This window comes from Achromobacter sp. HZ01 (assembly GCF_003267925.1).
GTDB classification, from domain to species: domain Bacteria; phylum Pseudomonadota; class Gammaproteobacteria; order Burkholderiales; family Burkholderiaceae_B; genus Achromobacter; species Achromobacter pulmonis_A.
On sequence record NZ_LWKV01000001.1, the window covers coordinates 787,811 to 801,762 of the forward strand.

18 protein-coding genes are annotated in these 13,952 nt (G+C 69.2%); 10 read left to right on the forward strand and 8 right to left on the reverse strand.

Going from position 1 to position 13,952, the window contains the following annotated elements; all coding sequences use genetic code 11:
* Positions 1-103: 103 nt before the first annotated feature.
* From A6B37_RS03730 to A6B37_RS03755, 6 genes are all read left to right on the forward strand, one after another.
* A complete protein-coding gene (locus A6B37_RS03730) occupies positions 104-1,231 on the forward strand; it encodes a TRAP transporter substrate-binding protein (protein WP_111824942.1) in 1,128 nt (375 codons plus the stop codon).
* 136 nt (positions 1,232-1,367) lie between these two features.
* On the forward strand, positions 1,368-1,991 hold the full coding sequence (locus A6B37_RS03735) for a TRAP transporter small permease subunit (RefSeq protein WP_102775976.1): 624 nt from the start codon (positions 1,368-1,370) through the stop codon (positions 1,989-1,991).
* Positions 1,988-3,913 carry a TRAP transporter large permease subunit gene (locus A6B37_RS03740; protein ID WP_102775977.1) on the forward strand — a complete coding sequence of 642 codons (1,926 nt, stop codon included), beginning with the start codon at positions 1,988-1,990 and terminating at the stop codon, positions 3,911-3,913. The genes A6B37_RS03735 and A6B37_RS03740 overlap by 4 nt, the downstream gene beginning before the upstream one ends.
* Before the next feature lie 72 nt (positions 3,914-3,985).
* Positions 3,986-4,516, forward strand: a complete 531-nt coding sequence (locus A6B37_RS03745) for a MarR family transcriptional regulator (protein WP_246842359.1) — start codon at positions 3,986-3,988, stop codon at positions 4,514-4,516.
* A gap of 41 nt (positions 4,517-4,557) precedes the next feature.
* Entirely contained in the window at positions 4,558-5,298 is a 741-nt protein-coding gene (locus A6B37_RS03750; protein ID WP_246842360.1) for a DNA alkylation repair protein, read from the forward strand.
* Between the two features lie 52 nt (positions 5,299-5,350).
* Positions 5,351-6,136 carry a DUF169 domain-containing protein gene (locus A6B37_RS03755; protein ID WP_102775979.1) on the forward strand — a complete coding sequence of 262 codons (786 nt, stop codon included), beginning with the start codon at positions 5,351-5,353 and terminating at the stop codon, positions 6,134-6,136.
* A 4-nt stretch (positions 6,137-6,140) separates the two neighbouring features.
* On the opposite strand, the gene A6B37_RS03760 is transcribed toward A6B37_RS03755, so the two are convergent.
* The gene (locus A6B37_RS03760) at positions 6,141-7,049 is read right to left on the reverse strand and encodes a LysR family transcriptional regulator (RefSeq protein WP_102775980.1); all 909 of its coding nucleotides are present in this window, start codon (positions 7,047-7,049) and stop codon (positions 6,141-6,143) included.
* Between the two features lie 107 nt (positions 7,050-7,156).
* Between A6B37_RS03760 and A6B37_RS03765 the strand changes: the two genes are divergently transcribed.
* Together A6B37_RS03765 and A6B37_RS03770 are read left to right on the forward strand one after the other, a co-directional pair.
* Positions 7,157-8,335, forward strand: a complete 1,179-nt coding sequence (locus A6B37_RS03765) for an MFS transporter (RefSeq protein WP_111824944.1) — start codon at positions 7,157-7,159, stop codon at positions 8,333-8,335.
* 70 nt (positions 8,336-8,405) lie between these two features.
* Positions 8,406-9,074 (forward strand): HAD family phosphatase, encoded by a 669-nt coding sequence (locus tag A6B37_RS03770; protein ID WP_111824945.1) that lies wholly within the window; start codon positions 8,406-8,408, stop codon positions 9,072-9,074.
* A gap of 35 nt (positions 9,075-9,109) precedes the next feature.
* Here A6B37_RS03770 and A6B37_RS03775 read toward each other — a convergent pair whose 3' ends face one another.
* The 4 genes from A6B37_RS03775 to A6B37_RS03790 all read right to left on the reverse strand — a co-directional run bounded on the left by A6B37_RS03775 (position 9,110) and on the right by A6B37_RS03790 (position 11,649).
* A complete protein-coding gene (locus tag A6B37_RS03775; RefSeq protein ID WP_102775983.1) occupies positions 9,110-9,394 on the reverse strand; it encodes a type II toxin-antitoxin system RelE/ParE family toxin in 285 nt (94 codons plus the stop codon).
* A gap of 105 nt (positions 9,395-9,499) precedes the next feature.
* Entirely contained in the window at positions 9,500-10,783 is a 1,284-nt protein-coding gene (locus A6B37_RS03780; RefSeq protein ID WP_111824946.1) for an RNA polymerase sigma factor, read from the reverse strand.
* Complete coding sequence (locus A6B37_RS03785; protein ID WP_102775985.1) at positions 10,780-11,187, reverse strand: VOC family protein; 408 nt, start codon at positions 11,185-11,187, stop codon at positions 10,780-10,782. The genes A6B37_RS03780 and A6B37_RS03785 overlap by 4 nt, the downstream gene beginning before the upstream one ends.
* 51 nt (positions 11,188-11,238) lie before the next feature.
* Positions 11,239-11,649, reverse strand: a complete 411-nt coding sequence (locus A6B37_RS03790; RefSeq protein ID WP_102775986.1) for a YciI family protein — start codon at positions 11,647-11,649, stop codon at positions 11,239-11,241.
* Positions 11,650-11,876: 227 nt separating this feature from the next.
* Here A6B37_RS03790 and A6B37_RS03795 point away from each other — a divergent pair, with 227 nt between their 5' ends.
* Positions 11,877-12,035, forward strand: coding sequence for a hypothetical protein (locus A6B37_RS03795; RefSeq protein WP_102775987.1), 159 nt, complete (start codon positions 11,877-11,879; stop codon positions 12,033-12,035).
* Positions 12,036-12,051: 16 nt separating this feature from the next.
* Here the strand turns inward: A6B37_RS03795 and A6B37_RS03800 are convergent, their stop codons facing one another.
* The 3 genes from A6B37_RS03800 to A6B37_RS03810 all read right to left on the reverse strand — a co-directional run bounded on the left by A6B37_RS03800 (position 12,052) and on the right by A6B37_RS03810 (position 13,420).
* Positions 12,052-12,405 (reverse strand): YciI family protein, encoded by a 354-nt coding sequence (locus A6B37_RS03800; RefSeq protein ID WP_111824947.1) that lies wholly within the window; start codon positions 12,403-12,405, stop codon positions 12,052-12,054.
* 137 nt (positions 12,406-12,542) lie between these two features.
* Entirely contained in the window at positions 12,543-12,953 is a 411-nt protein-coding gene (locus tag A6B37_RS03805; protein WP_111824948.1) for a VOC family protein, read from the reverse strand.
* Positions 12,953-13,420 carry an AraC family transcriptional regulator gene (locus A6B37_RS03810; RefSeq protein WP_348639084.1) on the reverse strand — a complete coding sequence of 156 codons (468 nt, stop codon included), beginning with the start codon at positions 13,418-13,420 and terminating at the stop codon, positions 12,953-12,955. Before A6B37_RS03810 ends, A6B37_RS03805 begins: the two co-directional genes overlap by 1 nt.
* A 172-nt stretch (positions 13,421-13,592) precedes the next feature.
* On the opposite strand from A6B37_RS03810, the gene A6B37_RS03815 reads away from it, so the two are divergent.
* Positions 13,593-13,946: a glycine zipper 2TM domain-containing protein gene (locus A6B37_RS03815; protein ID WP_111824950.1), complete on the forward strand. Its 354-nt coding sequence runs from the start codon at positions 13,593-13,595 to the stop codon at positions 13,944-13,946.
* Positions 13,947-13,952: the final 6 nt, after the last annotated feature.

The window sequence follows — 13,952 nt, forward strand, 5'->3', positions numbered from 1 at the left end:
TAATCAGCTCACAGTTTCGCGTCATCCGCGGGCCGCTCCCGCGTCCACGTAGCAGAAGTAACTATTAGCTGGTCCATGTAGTCCTTTCAGGAGACAACACACCATGCAACACGTTACAAAGCCCCGCCGCCGCAAGTTCATCTCCGGCGCAGCCGCGGCCGGCGCCGCAGCCCTGGGATTTCCGGCGGTCAGCCGGGCGCAGAATGCCCCGATTTCCCTGCGCTTCCAGAGCACGTGGCCGGCCAACGACATCTTCCACGAGTTCGCCCGCGACTATGCCCAGAAGGTCAACGACATGGCCGGCGGCCAGTTGAAGATCGAGGTGCTGCCCGCGGGAGCGGTGGTCAAGGCGTTCGATCTGCTGGACGCGGTGTCCGCGGGCACGCTGGACGGCGGGCATGGCGTGGTGGCCTACTGGTACGGCAAGAACACGGCCGTGGCGCTGTGGGGGTCCGGGCCGTCTTTCGGCATGGACGCCAACATGCTGCTGGCCTGGCATGAATACGGCGGCGGCAAGGAGCTGCTGGTCGAGATCCAGAAGGCCATGGGCGTGAACGTGGTGTCGCTGATGTACGGCCCGATGCCGACCCAGCCGTTCGGCTGGTTCAAGCGCCCGATCACCAAGATGGACGAGGTCAAGGGCCTCAAGTTCCGCACGGTGGGCCTGGCCATCGACATGTACACGGCCATGGGCGCGGCGGTCAACGCGCTGCCCGGCGGCGAGATCGTGCCGGCGCTGGACCGGGGCCTGCTCGACGGCGCCGAGTTCAACAACGCGTCCTCGGACCTGGCGCTGGGCTTCCAGGACGTCTCCAAGATCTGCATGCTGCAGAGCTTTCACCAGAGCGCGGAGCAGTTCGAGGTGCTGTTCAACAAGTCCAAGTACGACAGCCTGCCGGACCACCTCAAGCACATCCTCAGCTACGCCGCGCAGGCCGCCAGCGCCGACATGTCCTGGAAGGCGGCCAACCGCTATTCGCAGGACTACGTCAAGCTGCAGAAAGAGCACAACGTCAAGTTCTACAAGACGCCCGACGCCATCCTGCAGCAGCAGCTGAAGATCTGGGACGAGATGATCGCCAAGCGCTCGGCCGAGAACCCGCTGTTCAAGAAGGTGCTGGAGTCGCAGCGCGCCTTCGCCGAGCGGGTGGGGCGCTGGAACGGGGATACCTCGGTCAACTTCCGCATGGCCTACAACCACTACTTCTCGCGCAGCAACAAGACGGCCTGAACGCAGGGCCCGTCCCGCGCCCGCCCAGGCGGGCCGGGGCGCCGTTGCGCCTTGACTGATTGACACATCGTCTCATGCGTCGCGCGCTCGTCCAGGTCGCGCGGCGGGAAGCCTTGCGCCTCAACCAGGACGCCAGATGATCCGAATCATACGTTTCATAGACCGCATATCCACCTTCGTCGGGCAGGCCTTCGCCTGGTTGATCGTCGTTCTTACCCTGCATGTGTGCTGGGAAGTCGCCGCCCGGTACGTGTTGAACCAGCCCAGCGCGTGGGCGTTCGACCTGCAGATGATGTACTACGGCATCCTGTTCATGATGGCCGGCGCGTACACCCTGGCCAAGAACGGCCACGTGCGCGGCGACATCCTGTACGGCTTTCTGCCGCCGCGCATGCAGGCCGGGCTCGACCTGACGCTGTACATCGTGTTTTTCTTTCCCGGGGTCATCGCCCTGGTGTGGGCGGGCTGGTACTACGCCGGCTATTCCATCGCCATCCGCGAGCATTCCTCGCTGATGGCCGACGGGCCGCCCATCTACCCGTTCAAGGCCTTCATCCCGATCGCGGGCGCGGTCCTGCTGGTACAGGGGCTGGCCGAAGTCATGCGCTGCCTGCTGTGCCTGCGCCGCGGGGCGTGGCCGGCGCGTGAAGAGGACGTCGAGGAAGTGGACGTCGACAAGCTCAAGGAGATGGTGCACGTGAAGGACGAGGACATCGCCCGCCTGGACCGCTACGTCACGCACGAGGAGCCTCGCCAATGAAAATCCACAAGGCATTGTGGTTCGGCCTGTCGTGCATCGGCCTGGTCATCCTGATGATCGTCTTCCTGACGCCGTGGGACAACCTCACCACCGGGCACATCGGGCTGCTGATGCTGGCGCTGATCGTGGTGGCGATCATGCTGGGCTTTCCGACGGCGTTCACCCTCATGGGCATGGGCGTGCTGTTCACCTTCCTGGCGTACTACATGCAGAACCCCGATCCGGCGCGCTCGATCGGGCAGACGCTGGACCTGATGGTGCAGCGCACGTACGCCACCATGACCAACGACTCGCTGATCTGCATCCCGCTCTTCGTGTTCATGGGCTACCTGGTGGAGCGCGCCAACCTCATCGAAAAACTGTTCCGCTCCATGCACCTGGCGCTGGCGCGCCTGCCCGGCGCGCTGGCGGTGGCCACGCTGGCCACCTGCGCCATCTTCGCCACGGCCACCGGCATCGTCGGCGCGGTGGTCACGCTGATGGGCCTGCTGGCCATGCCGGCCATGCTGAAGGCCGGCTACAGCGTGCGGCTGACGGCCGGCGCCATCACGGCCGGCGGCTGCCTGGGCATCCTGCTGCCGCCTTCGGTGATGCTGATCGTGTACGGCGCGACCACCGGCGTGTCGGTGGTGCAGCTGTATGCGGGCGCGCTGTTCCCCGGCATCATGCTGGCCGGCCTGTACATGCTTTACGTCATCATCCTGGCCAAGCTGCGGCCCGACCTGGCGCCGCCGCTGCCCATGGCCGAACGCGGCGTGCCGCTGTCGCCCGAATCGAAGGCGCTGGCCTCGGGCGGACACGTGCGCGCGCTGTCCGGCATGGTGGCGGCCCTGTTCAAGGGGCGCCGCAACCGCGACGTGCCGCTGTCGGCGCTGCTGCGCTACATGGCGATGGCGCTGGCGCCGCTGGCGGTGACGGTGCTGCTGGTGGCCGTGGTCTACCAGGCCACGACGCGGCCCGAAGTGGTCTACGACGTGCCCGCGGAACTGCAGCTGGGTTCGGTGGATTTCGATTCGGGCCTGAGCGAGCCGCCGTCCGGCGGACTGGCCGAGCCGCCTTCCAATGACGCGGGCGGCCTGTCCGAACCGCCCGGAGCCCCGTCCGGCGCGCCGGCGGCGCCGTCCGCCGCGGCCGCGGCGGATGCGCCGGCCGAGGCCGGCGAGGGCATCGCCGCGCCCACCGGCTTCTGGATCTTCGCGGCGATATGCGCGGCCGCCATGCTGGCGTTCTATGGCCTGTTGACCTGGGCGCGGCTGGAAATCTTCAAGATGCTGATGTCCTCGTTCTTCCCGCTGGCCGTGATGATCGCGGCGGTGCTGGGTTCGATCGGCTTCGGCCTGGCCACGCCCAGCGAGGCGGCGGCCATGGGCGCGCTGGGCGGCGCGCTGCTGGCGCTGGCGTACCGGCGGCTGAACATGCCGGTGCTGCGCGAATCGGTGTTCCTGACCGCAAAGACCAGCGCTATGGTGTGCTGGCTGTTCGTCGGCTCGTCGATCTTCTCGGCGGCCTTCGCGCTGCTGGGCGGACAGCGCATCATCGAGGAATGGGTGCTGTCGCTGGGGCTGTCGCAGCTGCAGTTCCTGCTGCTGGCGCAGGTCATCATCTTCCTGCTGGGCTGGCCGCTGGAATGGACCGAGATCATCGTGATCTTCATGCCCATCTTCGTGCCGCTGCTCAACACCTTCGGCATCGATCCGCTGTTCTTCGGGCTGCTGGTGGCGCTGAACCTGCAGACGGCGTTCCTGTCGCCGCCGGTGGCCATGTCCGCCTTCTACCTGAAGGGCGTCTCGCCGCCGCACGTCACGCTGAACCAGATCTTCATGGGCATGATGCCGTTCATGGGCATCCAGGTGATCGCGATCTTCCTGCTGTACGTGTTCCCGGAGATCGGGTTGTGGCTCCCCACGGTGCTGTATCGCTGAAGGCAGGCCCGTGGTTGCAGGATATTAATTAGCCGGCGTACTATACGCCGGCTAATTAATTTTGGAGCGGCCATGAAGGACGGACAAGCCATGCTGGAACGCAAGCACCGCGCGCTGCTGGAAATCGCGGCAAGGCGGGGGTTGCCGTCGGCCGGCGGCATCGGCTTGTGCTTTCAGTTGCTGTCGCTGGCCGCGGCCATCGATCGGGATTGCGCCGCCCGGCTCGCGCCGCGCGGGCTGTCCGAGGGCAAATTCGTGCTGCTGTTCCTGCTGCACGAACAGGCGCAGGGCCTGGCGCCGCACGAACTGGCCGCAGGCGCCGGCGTCACGCGCGCCACGGTGACCGGCCTGCTCGACGGGCTGGAGCGCGACGGTTTCGTGGCGCGCCAGGCAGGCAAGGACGACAGGCGCAGCATCCAGGTGAAGCTGACCGTCAAGGGCCGGACGGCCGCGGCCAGGCTTTTCAAGGAGCACACCGACTGGATCGGCTCGCTGTTCGCGGGCTTCGGCGACGCCGACCGGGAGCGACTGGCCGGCCTGCTGGAGCGGGTCTGGCAAGGCACGGACGCGGGCCGTGCCGCCATTCGGGAGCCGGCGCGGTGAGCCCGCGCAAGGCTGCGGCGCCGAAGCCGGCCGGCAGGGGCGTGAAAGACATCGCGCCCGAGCGCCTGGCGCAGTTGAACGCCGGAGAACCGGCGGCCACGCTGACCGAATGCCTGGCGGTGGACTTCGCCGCGCTGATGCAGGCCGTGGCGCCGCAGGCCGGGGCCGCGGCGGTGGCTTCGATGCGCGCGCAGGCGGGGCTGGGCATTTCCCGGCGCATGGCGCTGGCCGCGCACATCCTGGGCGAACGCCTGGGGCCCGACGGCTTCGAAGTCTTGAAGACGCACCGTTGCGACACGGTGCGCGGCTGGGCCTGCTTCATGGCGGGCGCCATGCCGGCCGGGACGCTCGGCGCGCGCCTGGATCTGATCCGTCCGCTGGCCGACGACGCGCATTTCGGCGTGCGCGAATGGGCCTGGCTGGCGCTGCGCGAGCATCTGGCGGCGCAACTGCAGGAGGCGCTGCGATTGCTGCAGCCATGGACCAGTGAGCCGTCCGAGCGGCTGCGGCGTTTCGCCTGCGAGTCGCTGCGTCCGCGCGGCGTCTGGTGCGCGCACATCGCGGCGCTGAAGTCCGATCCGGGCCTGGCGCTGCCCTTGCTGGAAGCGCTGCGGGCGGACCCGGCCGTCTATGTGCAGGATTCGGTGGCGAACTGGCTCAACGACGCCAGCAAGAGCCGCCCGGACTGGGTGCGCGAAGTATGCGCGCGCTGGTCGGCGGGCCGGCCGGCGGCCGCCACCGAACGCATCTGCAAGCGGGCGCTGCGTTCCATCGGTCCGTAGGCCCGGCCGATTCGTTATAGTCCGTGCAAGTACTACAGTCCAAAGGACGGGCATGGAAGAGACGACACTGAACTGGGCATCGCTGGTCGATGACCTGAACAAGCTGCTGCGCCTGAAGACCACGGTCATCGGCATGAAGCTGTATGAGCGGGCGGAGGACATGGCGGCGGTCAAGGGCCTGCGGCGTCCGCAGGCCACGCACACCACCGACCAGATCGTCGGCATGGCGGCGCGGCTGGGCTGGACCGTGGGCATCACCGGCGACGATCTGGTGGGCGCGCAGTGCCGCGCCGTGATCGGGCTGGGGCCGCAGGACGAGGCCTGGCGGCGCGGCGAGGACTATGTCGGCGTATGGCACGCCACCCAGGCCGACGCCCAGGCCCGCCAGGAAGCGCTGTCCTGCGTGCCCGCGGGCAAGTACCAGGGCATGGTGGTGTCGCCGCTGGCTTCGGGCCGGCTGGACCCGCCCGACATCTGCCTGGTGTACGCCACGCCGGGCCAGATGATCATTCTCATCAATGGCCTGCAATGGAAGAACTACCGCCGCTTCGACTGGAGCGTGGTGGGCGAGACCGCCTGTGCGGACTCCTGGGGCCGGGCGCTGGCCACCGGCGAACCCAGCCTGTCCTTGCCCTGTTTCGCCGAGCGCCGCTACGGCGGCGTGCCGGACGAGGAAATGCTGATGGCCATGCCGCCGCGCTACCTGCCCATCGCCATCGAGGGTATGAAGGCCCTGTCGGCCAACGGACTGCGCTATCCGATCCCGCCCTACGGCATCCAGAACGACGTGCGCGCCGGCATGGGCGTGAGCTACGCGCGGCCCCCCGCCAAGTCCTGAGCCCTCAGCGGGCCGCGTCGCGCAGCGCGGCCGCCAGCACCCGGGCGGCCGGCCCCAGCGGCTGGTCGATGCGGTGCGCCAGATAGGTTTCGGCGGCCACCTGGCTGCCGCGGCCCAGGCTGTCGGTCGGCAGGCGCAGCAGCCGGCCTTCGGCCAGGTCGCGCTCCACCTGCCACAGCGGCAGGCGGCCCCAGCCGGCGCCAGCGACGATCAGCGCGTGCTTGGCGTCCTGCGTATTGACGCGGCAGGTCTGCGGCGACAGCACGGCGAAGTCGCGGCCCTGGCTGAGCGCCGAGGGGTCCGACTGCACGATCTGCACATGGTCGGCGAGGGCGGGCGGGGCCAGAGGCTCGCCCGCCGCGACGTGGCGCGCCAGCGCGTGGGCCGCGCCGACCACGGCCACCATCTGCACCGATGACAAGGCCTGCATGGCGATGTGCGGATGGCGGAAGTGCTCGCCCGCCACGATGCCCAGCGTATGGCTGCGCGCCAGCAGCGCCTCTATCGGCCCGCCCAGCGGCAGCACCGAAATCCGCGTGGCCACCGAAGGGTAGGCCGCGCGCAGCGCGTTGATCGCGGCGCCCACCGCGGCAAGGGGAAACAGCGTGTCCACGGCCAGCGACAGTTCCAGCTCGACGCCTTCGCCCAGCCCCTGGGCGCGGGCGCGCATGGCGTCCACGCGCAGCAGGATGTCGCGGGCGTTGGCCAGCAGCGCCGCGCCCTCGGGCGTCATGACGGGACGGTGGCCGCTGCGGTCGAACAGCCTGACGCCCAGCTGCGTTTCCATATTGGCGATGGCGTGGCTGACCGCCGACTGCACGCGCGACAGGCGGCGTGCGGCCGCGCGGAAACTGCCGGTGTCGGCCACCGCCGCGAATACGCGTAGCTGGTCCAGGGTAAGAGCGTCTATCATCGCGCCGGGCGATCTAATAAATCGATCAAGTCAATCAGAAGATTATCACTTACCGGAATCGGCCGGCGATGGCATCCTGGCCGGGTTCTGACAAGGCGGAGACAGGAATGGGGCAGGAAGGAACGCGCTGGGGCGCGGTGGCGGCGATCGTGGGCGCGGGCGTGGCGGCGGCGCTGCAGGTGGGCAAGCTGATCATCGCCGCGCCGTTGCTGCGCCGGGATCTGGGGCTGGACCTGGCCGCGATAGGCGCGCTGGCGGCGGTGTTCTCCGTGCTGGGCATGTTCGGCGGCATCGCGGCCGGCGGCGTCATCGGCCGCTACGGCGCGCGTCGCATGCTGCTGGCCGGGCTGGCGGCCACGGCCGTGGGCGCGGCGCTGGGCGCGATGGCGCCGGCCTACGGCCTGCTGCTGGCGTCGCGCGTCATGGAAGGGCTGGGATTCCTGATGATTTCGGTGGCGGGCCCGGCGGCCTTGCAGCGCATGGTGTCGGCCTCGAACCGCGATATCGCGTTCGCGCTGTGGAGCTGTTATATGCCGGCGGGCATGGCCATCGCGATGCTGGCCTCGCAGGCCTTCGGCGACTGGCGCGGCTACTGGTGGTGCGCCAGCGCGGCGGTGGTCGTGTCGCTGGCGAGCGTCGCGGCGCTGGCCCCGGCCACGCCGGGCGGGGCCAGCCTATCCTGGCGCAGCCTGCGCCAGGACACGGCGGACACCCTGGGCGCGCCCGGCCCGCGCCTGCTGGCGCTGACGTTCACGCTCTACAGCCTGATGTTCTTCGCGCTGTTCACCTTCCTGCCGGTGCTGCTGACCGAGCAGCTGGGCCTGTCGCTGGCCACGGCCGGCGTCTACAGCGCCATCGCCAGCGCCGCCAACGTGATCGGCAACCTGGGCGCCGGCGTGCTGCTGGCGCGCGGCTGGCGGCGTTCCACGCTGATCGTCTGCGCCAGCGTGGCGATGGGCGCGGTGGCGCTGCTCATCTTCCGCTCGGTGTTGCCGGCGATGCCGACCTTTCTGCTGTGCGTGCTGTTCTCGGCGGTGGGCGGGCTGATACCGGCCACCCTGCTGGGCACCGCGCCCACGCTGGCGCCGCGCGCCGGCCTGGCGGCGGCGTCGGTGGGGCTGGTGATGCAGGGCAGCAACCTCGGCCAGGTGATCGGGCCGCTGGCGGTGGGCGGCGCGATCGACCGCTACGGCTGGACGTCCGCCTCGTTCATCGTGGCGGCGGCTGGGCTGGGCGGCGTGGCGCTGGCGTGGCGTTTGCGGCGCCTGCGCGGCGTGGGGCTGTAGGCGCGCGCGGCCGACCTTGCGGCGTCATGCCGCCGGCCTATCATGGGGGCTTGTTTCCCACGGAGCCACTATGCATACGCCTGCCCCCCGCCTGGTCATCTTCGACTGCGACGGCGTCCTGATCGATAGCGAGGTCATCGCGGCGCGCGCCCAGTCGCAGGCGCTGGCCGCGCACGGCATCGCCATCACGCCCGAAGAGGCCGCGCGCCGCTTCGCCGGGATTCCCGACGCGGACATGTGGCAGACCCTGCAGCAGGAAAGCGAACGCCGCCTGCCCGACGGGTTCGCGCGGCAGTACGCCGACCGCCTGCAGGCCACCTTCCGCCAGGAACTGCGCGCGCTGCCCGGCGCGGCCGAAACGGTGGCGGCGCTGCGCGAGCGCGGCATGCAGCTGTGCGTGGCTTCCAGCAGCCAGCCCGCCAAGCTGGAGGCGGCCTTGAGGATGGTGGGCCTGTGGGACGCGTTCGCGCCCAATGTCTTCAGCGTGGCGCAGGTGGCGCGCGGCAAGCCGGCGCCGGACGTGTTCCTGTTCGCGGCCCGGCAGATGCGCGCGGCAATCCTGGATTGCGTGGTGGTGGAAGACAGCGTGGCCGGCGTGCGCGCCGCGCGGGCTGCGCGCATGCGCGCCATCGGCTACGTCGGCGCCTCGCACAACGGTCCCGGGCAACGCCAGCGGCTGCTGGACGAAGGCGCCAGCGAGGTCATCGACGACCTGCGCCGTCTGCCGGAACTGCTGTAGCGGTGCGTGGATGGCTCGGGCCGGCCGGTCCCGGGTCAGTGGTAATCGAAGATCTCGACGTCGGCGGGGCCGTCGGCGGTCCAGACGAAGCAGATGCGCCATTGGTCGTTGATGCGTATGCTGTGCCGCCCGGCGCGCTTGCCGTCTTTCAGGTATTCCAGACGATTGCCAGGCGGGGTGCGCAGGTCCACGAGCTGGCGCGCCGCATGCAGCAGGCGCAGCTTCTTGAGCGCAGGGGCTTCGGCGTTGACCCACCTGGGGACCCGCCGCAGCTCGAACAGGGCCTGCGTGTCTGCACACCGGAAGGACTGGATCGCCATGATCGGACAGTGACGCGTTGCGGTATCGACGCAAACGGTATCCATCGCGCGTACAGGGCGCCAGCGGGCCGGACCGGATCTAGGACGCCGCGATGGCGTCGCGCTTCATGTCTGCGAATCCATCTGGTTGGCGCGTTCCAGCAGCAATGCGCGTTCGCGGGCATTGCGCGTCATGCCGGCGGCGCGTTCGAATTCGGCGCGGGCCTCGGCGCGGCGGCCCAGCCTGGCCAGCAGGTCGGCGCGCACGCTGGGCAGCCAATGGTAATTGGCCAGCGCCGGGTCCTGCGCCAGCCGGTCGGCCAGGTCCAGTCCGGCCTGCGGGCCGAAGGCCATGCCCACGGCGACGGCGCGGTTCAGTTCCACCACCGGCGAGGGCTGCGCCTGCGCCAGCGCGTCGTACAGCGCCACGATGCGCTGCCAGTCGGTGTCTTCGGGCGTGCGGGCGCGGGCATGGCAGGCCGCCAGCGCGGCCTGCAGCGCGTAGGGGCCGCGTGCCCCGCCCAGCGCGTCGGCGCGGTCCAGCGCCGCCAGCCCGCGGCGGATCAGCAAGCGGTCCCAGCGGGCGCGGTCCTGGTCCATCAGCAGCACGGGACGGCCCTGCGCGTCGGCGCGCGCGCACAGGCGCGAGGCCTGCAGTTCCATCAGCGCGACCAGCCCGTGCACCTCGCTTTCCCCGGACGCCAGCTCGGCCAGCACGCGGCCCAGGCGCAACGCTTCGTCGCACAGGGCGGGGCGGGTCCAGTCATCGCCCGAGGTGGCCGAATAGCCTTCGTTGAAGATCAGGTAGATGACCTCCAGCACCGAGGCCAGGCGCGGCGCGCGCTCGTGCGCCCGCGGCACTTCGAACGGCACGTTGGCGGCCGAGAGGCTGCGCTTGGCGCGCACGATGCGCTGCGCGATGGTGGACTCCGAGGCCAGGAAGGCGCGCGCGATCTCGGCCGTAGACAGCCCGCCCAGCAGGCGCAGCGTCAGCGCCACGCGGGCCTCGGTCGACAGCAGCGGATGACAGGCGGTGAAGATCAGGCGCAGCAGATCGTCGCCGATGTCGTCCTGGCGCGCGGCGTCCAGCGCGTCGACGAAATCCGGCTCCACGTCGGCCTGCAGGGCCTCCAGCTCGCGGCCGATCTGCTCGTGCTTGCGCGTATGCAGCGCGTCCAGCCGCAAGCGGTCGCGGGCGCGGTTCTTGGCGGTGGTCATCAGCCACGCTCCCGGGTTGTCGGGCACGCCGGTCTCGGGCCAGCGTTCCAGGGCGGCGACCAGGGCATCCTGCGCCAGTTCTTCGGCCAGGCCGACGTCGCGCACCAGGCGCGCGACGCCGGCGATGACGCTGGCGGCTTCGATCCGCCAGACCGCCTCGATGGCGCGATGCGTGGCCGCCTGCGTCGTCATGCTTCGGGCATCTCGCCGGGCACCATGTACACCAGCTCCCAGATGTGGCCGTCCAGGTCTTCGAAGCCGTGCGCGTACATGAAGCCGTGGTCCTGCGGCTGGCGCGGCGCGCTGCCGCCGGCGGCCAGCGCGCGCGCCACCAGGTCGTCGACCTCGGCGCGGCTGTCGCAGGACAGCGCGATCAGGACTTCGGTGCTCTTGTTGGCGTCGGCCACCGGCTTGCCGGTGAAGGTCTGGAAGAAGTCGGTCACCAGCAGCATGACGTAGATGTCGTCGCTGACGACCATGCAGGCGCCCTGGTCGTTGGTGAACTGGGGATTGAAGGAAAAGCCCAGGCTCTTGAAGAAAGCCTGCGATTTCTGCATGTCGGCGATGGGCAGATTGACGAAGATCTGTTTGGGCATGATGTGGGTTTCCGGTGCGTCGGCTTGGGATCGGTGCAAGAGCGATGGCTGTCAGCGGCTGATGGCCGGCAGGCGCCGGAACCGTTCGATCGATTCGCTGGGGCCGAGTTCGTCCAGCTCGTACATCTGGCGCACTTCGATGGAGCAGGGCTGGTCGGGAAAAGGCTCGGGAAAGCGCAAGGCCCATTGCATGGCCTCTTCGCGCGAGCGCGCCTGGATCATGGTGTAGCCGGCGATCAGCTCCTTGGTGTCGGCGAACGGGCCGTCGATCACCGAGCGCTGGCCGTGGTCGTAATGCACCCGCCAGCCGCGCGAGGAGGGCTGCAGGCCGTTGGCGTCGAGCAGCACGCCCGCCTTGGCCAGGGCTTCGTGATAGGTCGTCATCGCGGCGAACATGCTTTCGGGCGGCATGACGCCGGCTTCGCTGTCGGGCGTGGCCCGCACTAGGATCATGAATCGCATTCCTGAATCTCCTGGGTTCGGAAATCACAGCCCGTCGTGTTTTTCCGGGCTTGTACAGGCACGACGAACGACGCGGCGCCGGATCGACATCCGTGCGAAAAACCTAGGGTAAGTCCCAGGTCTGCGGGACGGCGGCGCAACACAACCAGCAGATTGTTACGAACACTCAGCCCTGGTTGCAGCGCGCCTGCCTACACTCGCAGGCGTCCACAACTTTGAATACAGATATGAAAATCCTTTGCAGCTTTGCCTTGATGGCGGCCCTGTTGTCAGGCTGCGCCGTCTATACGCCCGACGGCGCGGTGATCGTCGATCCTCACGGCGGCTACGGCGGCGGCGGCGGCGGTTTCTGTCCGCCGGGACAGGCCAAGAAAGGCAACTGCTGAAGCCGGGCCACGGCGGCTACATGAAGCAGGGGCCCAGCTCGCGCACCTCCACCGTGGCCCATTGCGCGGCCGGGCACTGCGCCGCCAGCGCCAGCGCTTCCTCGCGCGTCTCGCAGCTCAGCAGGAAGAATCCCCCGATCATCTCCTTGGCCTCGGCATAGGGGCCGTCGAGCAGGGAGCGCTCGCCGTCGCGGATCTGCAGGCGCACCGCCTCCGAATCCGACTTGAGCGACTCCGCGCGCACCAGCAGGCCGCGCGCCTGCAGGTCCTCGGCATAGCCGACCATCTGCGCATAGGCCTCGCGGCCTTCCTCGGGCGTGCGCCGGGCGCGCTGGCCCGCCGGTTCGACGATCAATAGCAGGTACGACATGGGAGCTTCCTGGACGGACGACGGATCGGGTCCGCCAGATTACCGCCGATCGCGGCGGTTTCGCCATTGTTTTCGCAGCCGGATTGGGCTGGCCGTCCTGCAAGGAGGTCCGGTGCTGGACCTCGGCGGGTACGTGCTCAGGTTCGTGGCGCCTGGATCATTTTCCAGCCATTGCCGGCGGGATCGCGAAAGCCCGCGTCGATGCTGCCGTAGCGCTCCATCGGCTCCTGAGTGAATTCGACCCCGGCGGTCTTCAGCCGGGCATATTGCGCGCGACAATCGGAAACGTGCAGGACCAGGGGCGGCATGGCACCCTTGGCGACCACGGCGAGCAGGGTTTGCGTGGTGGTGTCGTCGTGCACCGGCGGGCCGGGCCTGAACAGGCCGAGCTGGAAAGAGGGCTGGTCGGGATGCTGGACCGTCAGCCATCGGTACGGCCCGTTCTGCACGTCGGTATGGACCTTGAAACCGAGCTTGCCGACATAGAAGGCGAGCGCCTCGTCCTGGTCGTCGACGTACAGGCCCACCACATTGATTCCTGGATTCATTAGACCTCCTGGGTTGGTGTGGGCAATGTAGTCCTGCTCTTGCGGCGGCGCTTCTCCAAAACTGCGGTTTCGAGTTCAGGCCGCAACGCGGCTTTCAGAATACAGGCCGGCACCGGGGCGAGCTGTTCCTGCGAAGTCCGGGCCTGGCGGCGCACGGCGCCGGGGCTGTGGCCGGTCACGTCGCGAAACACGCGGCCGAAGCTGCCCAGACTCTCCCAGCCGCTGGCGTAGGCGACGTCGGTAATGCTGAGCGCGGTGTCGCGCAGCAGGGCCGTCGCGCGTTCGATGCGCCGGGTCAGCAGATAGCGGTGCGGCGGCAGGCCGAAGGCCTGTTTGAAGCTGCGGGCGAAATGCGCTTCGGTGACGCCTGCCACCGCGGCCAGACGCTCGACCGGCCAGGCCTCGTGCGAGGCGGCGTCGATGCGGTCCTTGGCGCGCAGCAGGCGGCGCAGCAGGGCGGGGGCCATGGGTTTGGGCGTGGCGGGCGGCATTTGTCCAGTTTAGGCGCTGGAAAGCGACTGAAACAGCTTATACACCCGGTATCCCAGCCAGCAGGACTGACACACGGCGGCGATGCTAATTTGGGTCCCGATCGTGCGATCCCCGTGGGGCGGGGACGCCGGCTACAGGAGAATAATCATGGCCATCACCAAACGACTGATTCAAGCGGTACTTGCGGGCGCGCTGGCGCTGGGCGTCAGCGCCACGGCGCTGGCCGACCGCGAGACACGCAACACCGTCATCGGCGCCGGACTGGGCGGCGTGGCGGGTGCGTTGCTGTCGGATGGCGATCCCTGGGTCACCTTGGGCGGCGCGGCGGCCGGCGGGGTGCTGGGCAATGTGCTGACGGACGATAACGACCACCGCCGCGGCGGCCGACGCCACTGGGACCGCGACCGCGGCCGCGACCATCATTCGTACCGGCGCGCCGGCTATCGCGGCGATGGCGGCTATCGCGGCCACCATCGCTCTTACGGCCGCCACCGCCATTGAGGACGG

Coding starts and splice junctions, on each gene's coding strand:
- A6B37_RS03780 (WP_111824946.1), bottom strand. CDS start 10,783: ATGACGACGCAGGCGGCCACGCATCGCGCCATCGAGGCGGTCTGGCGG.
- A6B37_RS03760 (WP_102775980.1), bottom strand. CDS start 7,049: ATGATAGACGCTCTTACCCTGGACCAGCTACGCGTATTCGCGGCGGTG.
- A6B37_RS03740 (WP_102775977.1), top strand. CDS start 1,988: ATGAAAATCCACAAGGCATTGTGGTTCGGCCTGTCGTGCATCGGCCTG.
- A6B37_RS03815 (WP_111824950.1), top strand. CDS start 13,593: ATGGCCATCACCAAACGACTGATTCAAGCGGTACTTGCGGGCGCGCTG.
- A6B37_RS03765 (WP_111824944.1), top strand. CDS start 7,157: ATGGGGCAGGAAGGAACGCGCTGGGGCGCGGTGGCGGCGATCGTGGGC.
- A6B37_RS03775 (WP_102775983.1), bottom strand. CDS start 9,394: ATGGCGATCCAGTCCTTCCGGTGTGCAGACACGCAGGCCCTGTTCGAG.
- A6B37_RS03805 (WP_111824948.1), bottom strand. CDS start 12,953: ATGAATCCAGGAATCAATGTGGTGGGCCTGTACGTCGACGACCAGGAC.
- A6B37_RS03770 (WP_111824945.1), top strand. CDS start 8,406: ATGCATACGCCTGCCCCCCGCCTGGTCATCTTCGACTGCGACGGCGTC.
- A6B37_RS03800 (WP_111824947.1), bottom strand. CDS start 12,405: ATGTCGTACCTGCTATTGATCGTCGAACCGGCGGGCCAGCGCGCCCGG.
- A6B37_RS03810 (WP_348639084.1), bottom strand. CDS start 13,420: ATGGCCCCCGCCCTGCTGCGCCGCCTGCTGCGCGCCAAGGACCGCATC.
- A6B37_RS03730 (WP_111824942.1), top strand. CDS start 104: ATGCAACACGTTACAAAGCCCCGCCGCCGCAAGTTCATCTCCGGCGCA.
- A6B37_RS03755 (WP_102775979.1), top strand. CDS start 5,351: ATGGAAGAGACGACACTGAACTGGGCATCGCTGGTCGATGACCTGAAC.
- A6B37_RS03785 (WP_102775985.1), bottom strand. CDS start 11,187: ATGCCCAAACAGATCTTCGTCAATCTGCCCATCGCCGACATGCAGAAA.
- A6B37_RS03745 (WP_246842359.1), top strand. CDS start 3,986: ATGAAGGACGGACAAGCCATGCTGGAACGCAAGCACCGCGCGCTGCTG.
- A6B37_RS03790 (WP_102775986.1), bottom strand. CDS start 11,649: ATGCGATTCATGATCCTAGTGCGGGCCACGCCCGACAGCGAAGCCGGC.
- A6B37_RS03735 (WP_102775976.1), top strand. CDS start 1,368: ATGATCCGAATCATACGTTTCATAGACCGCATATCCACCTTCGTCGGG.
- A6B37_RS03795 (WP_102775987.1), top strand. CDS start 11,877: ATGAAAATCCTTTGCAGCTTTGCCTTGATGGCGGCCCTGTTGTCAGGC.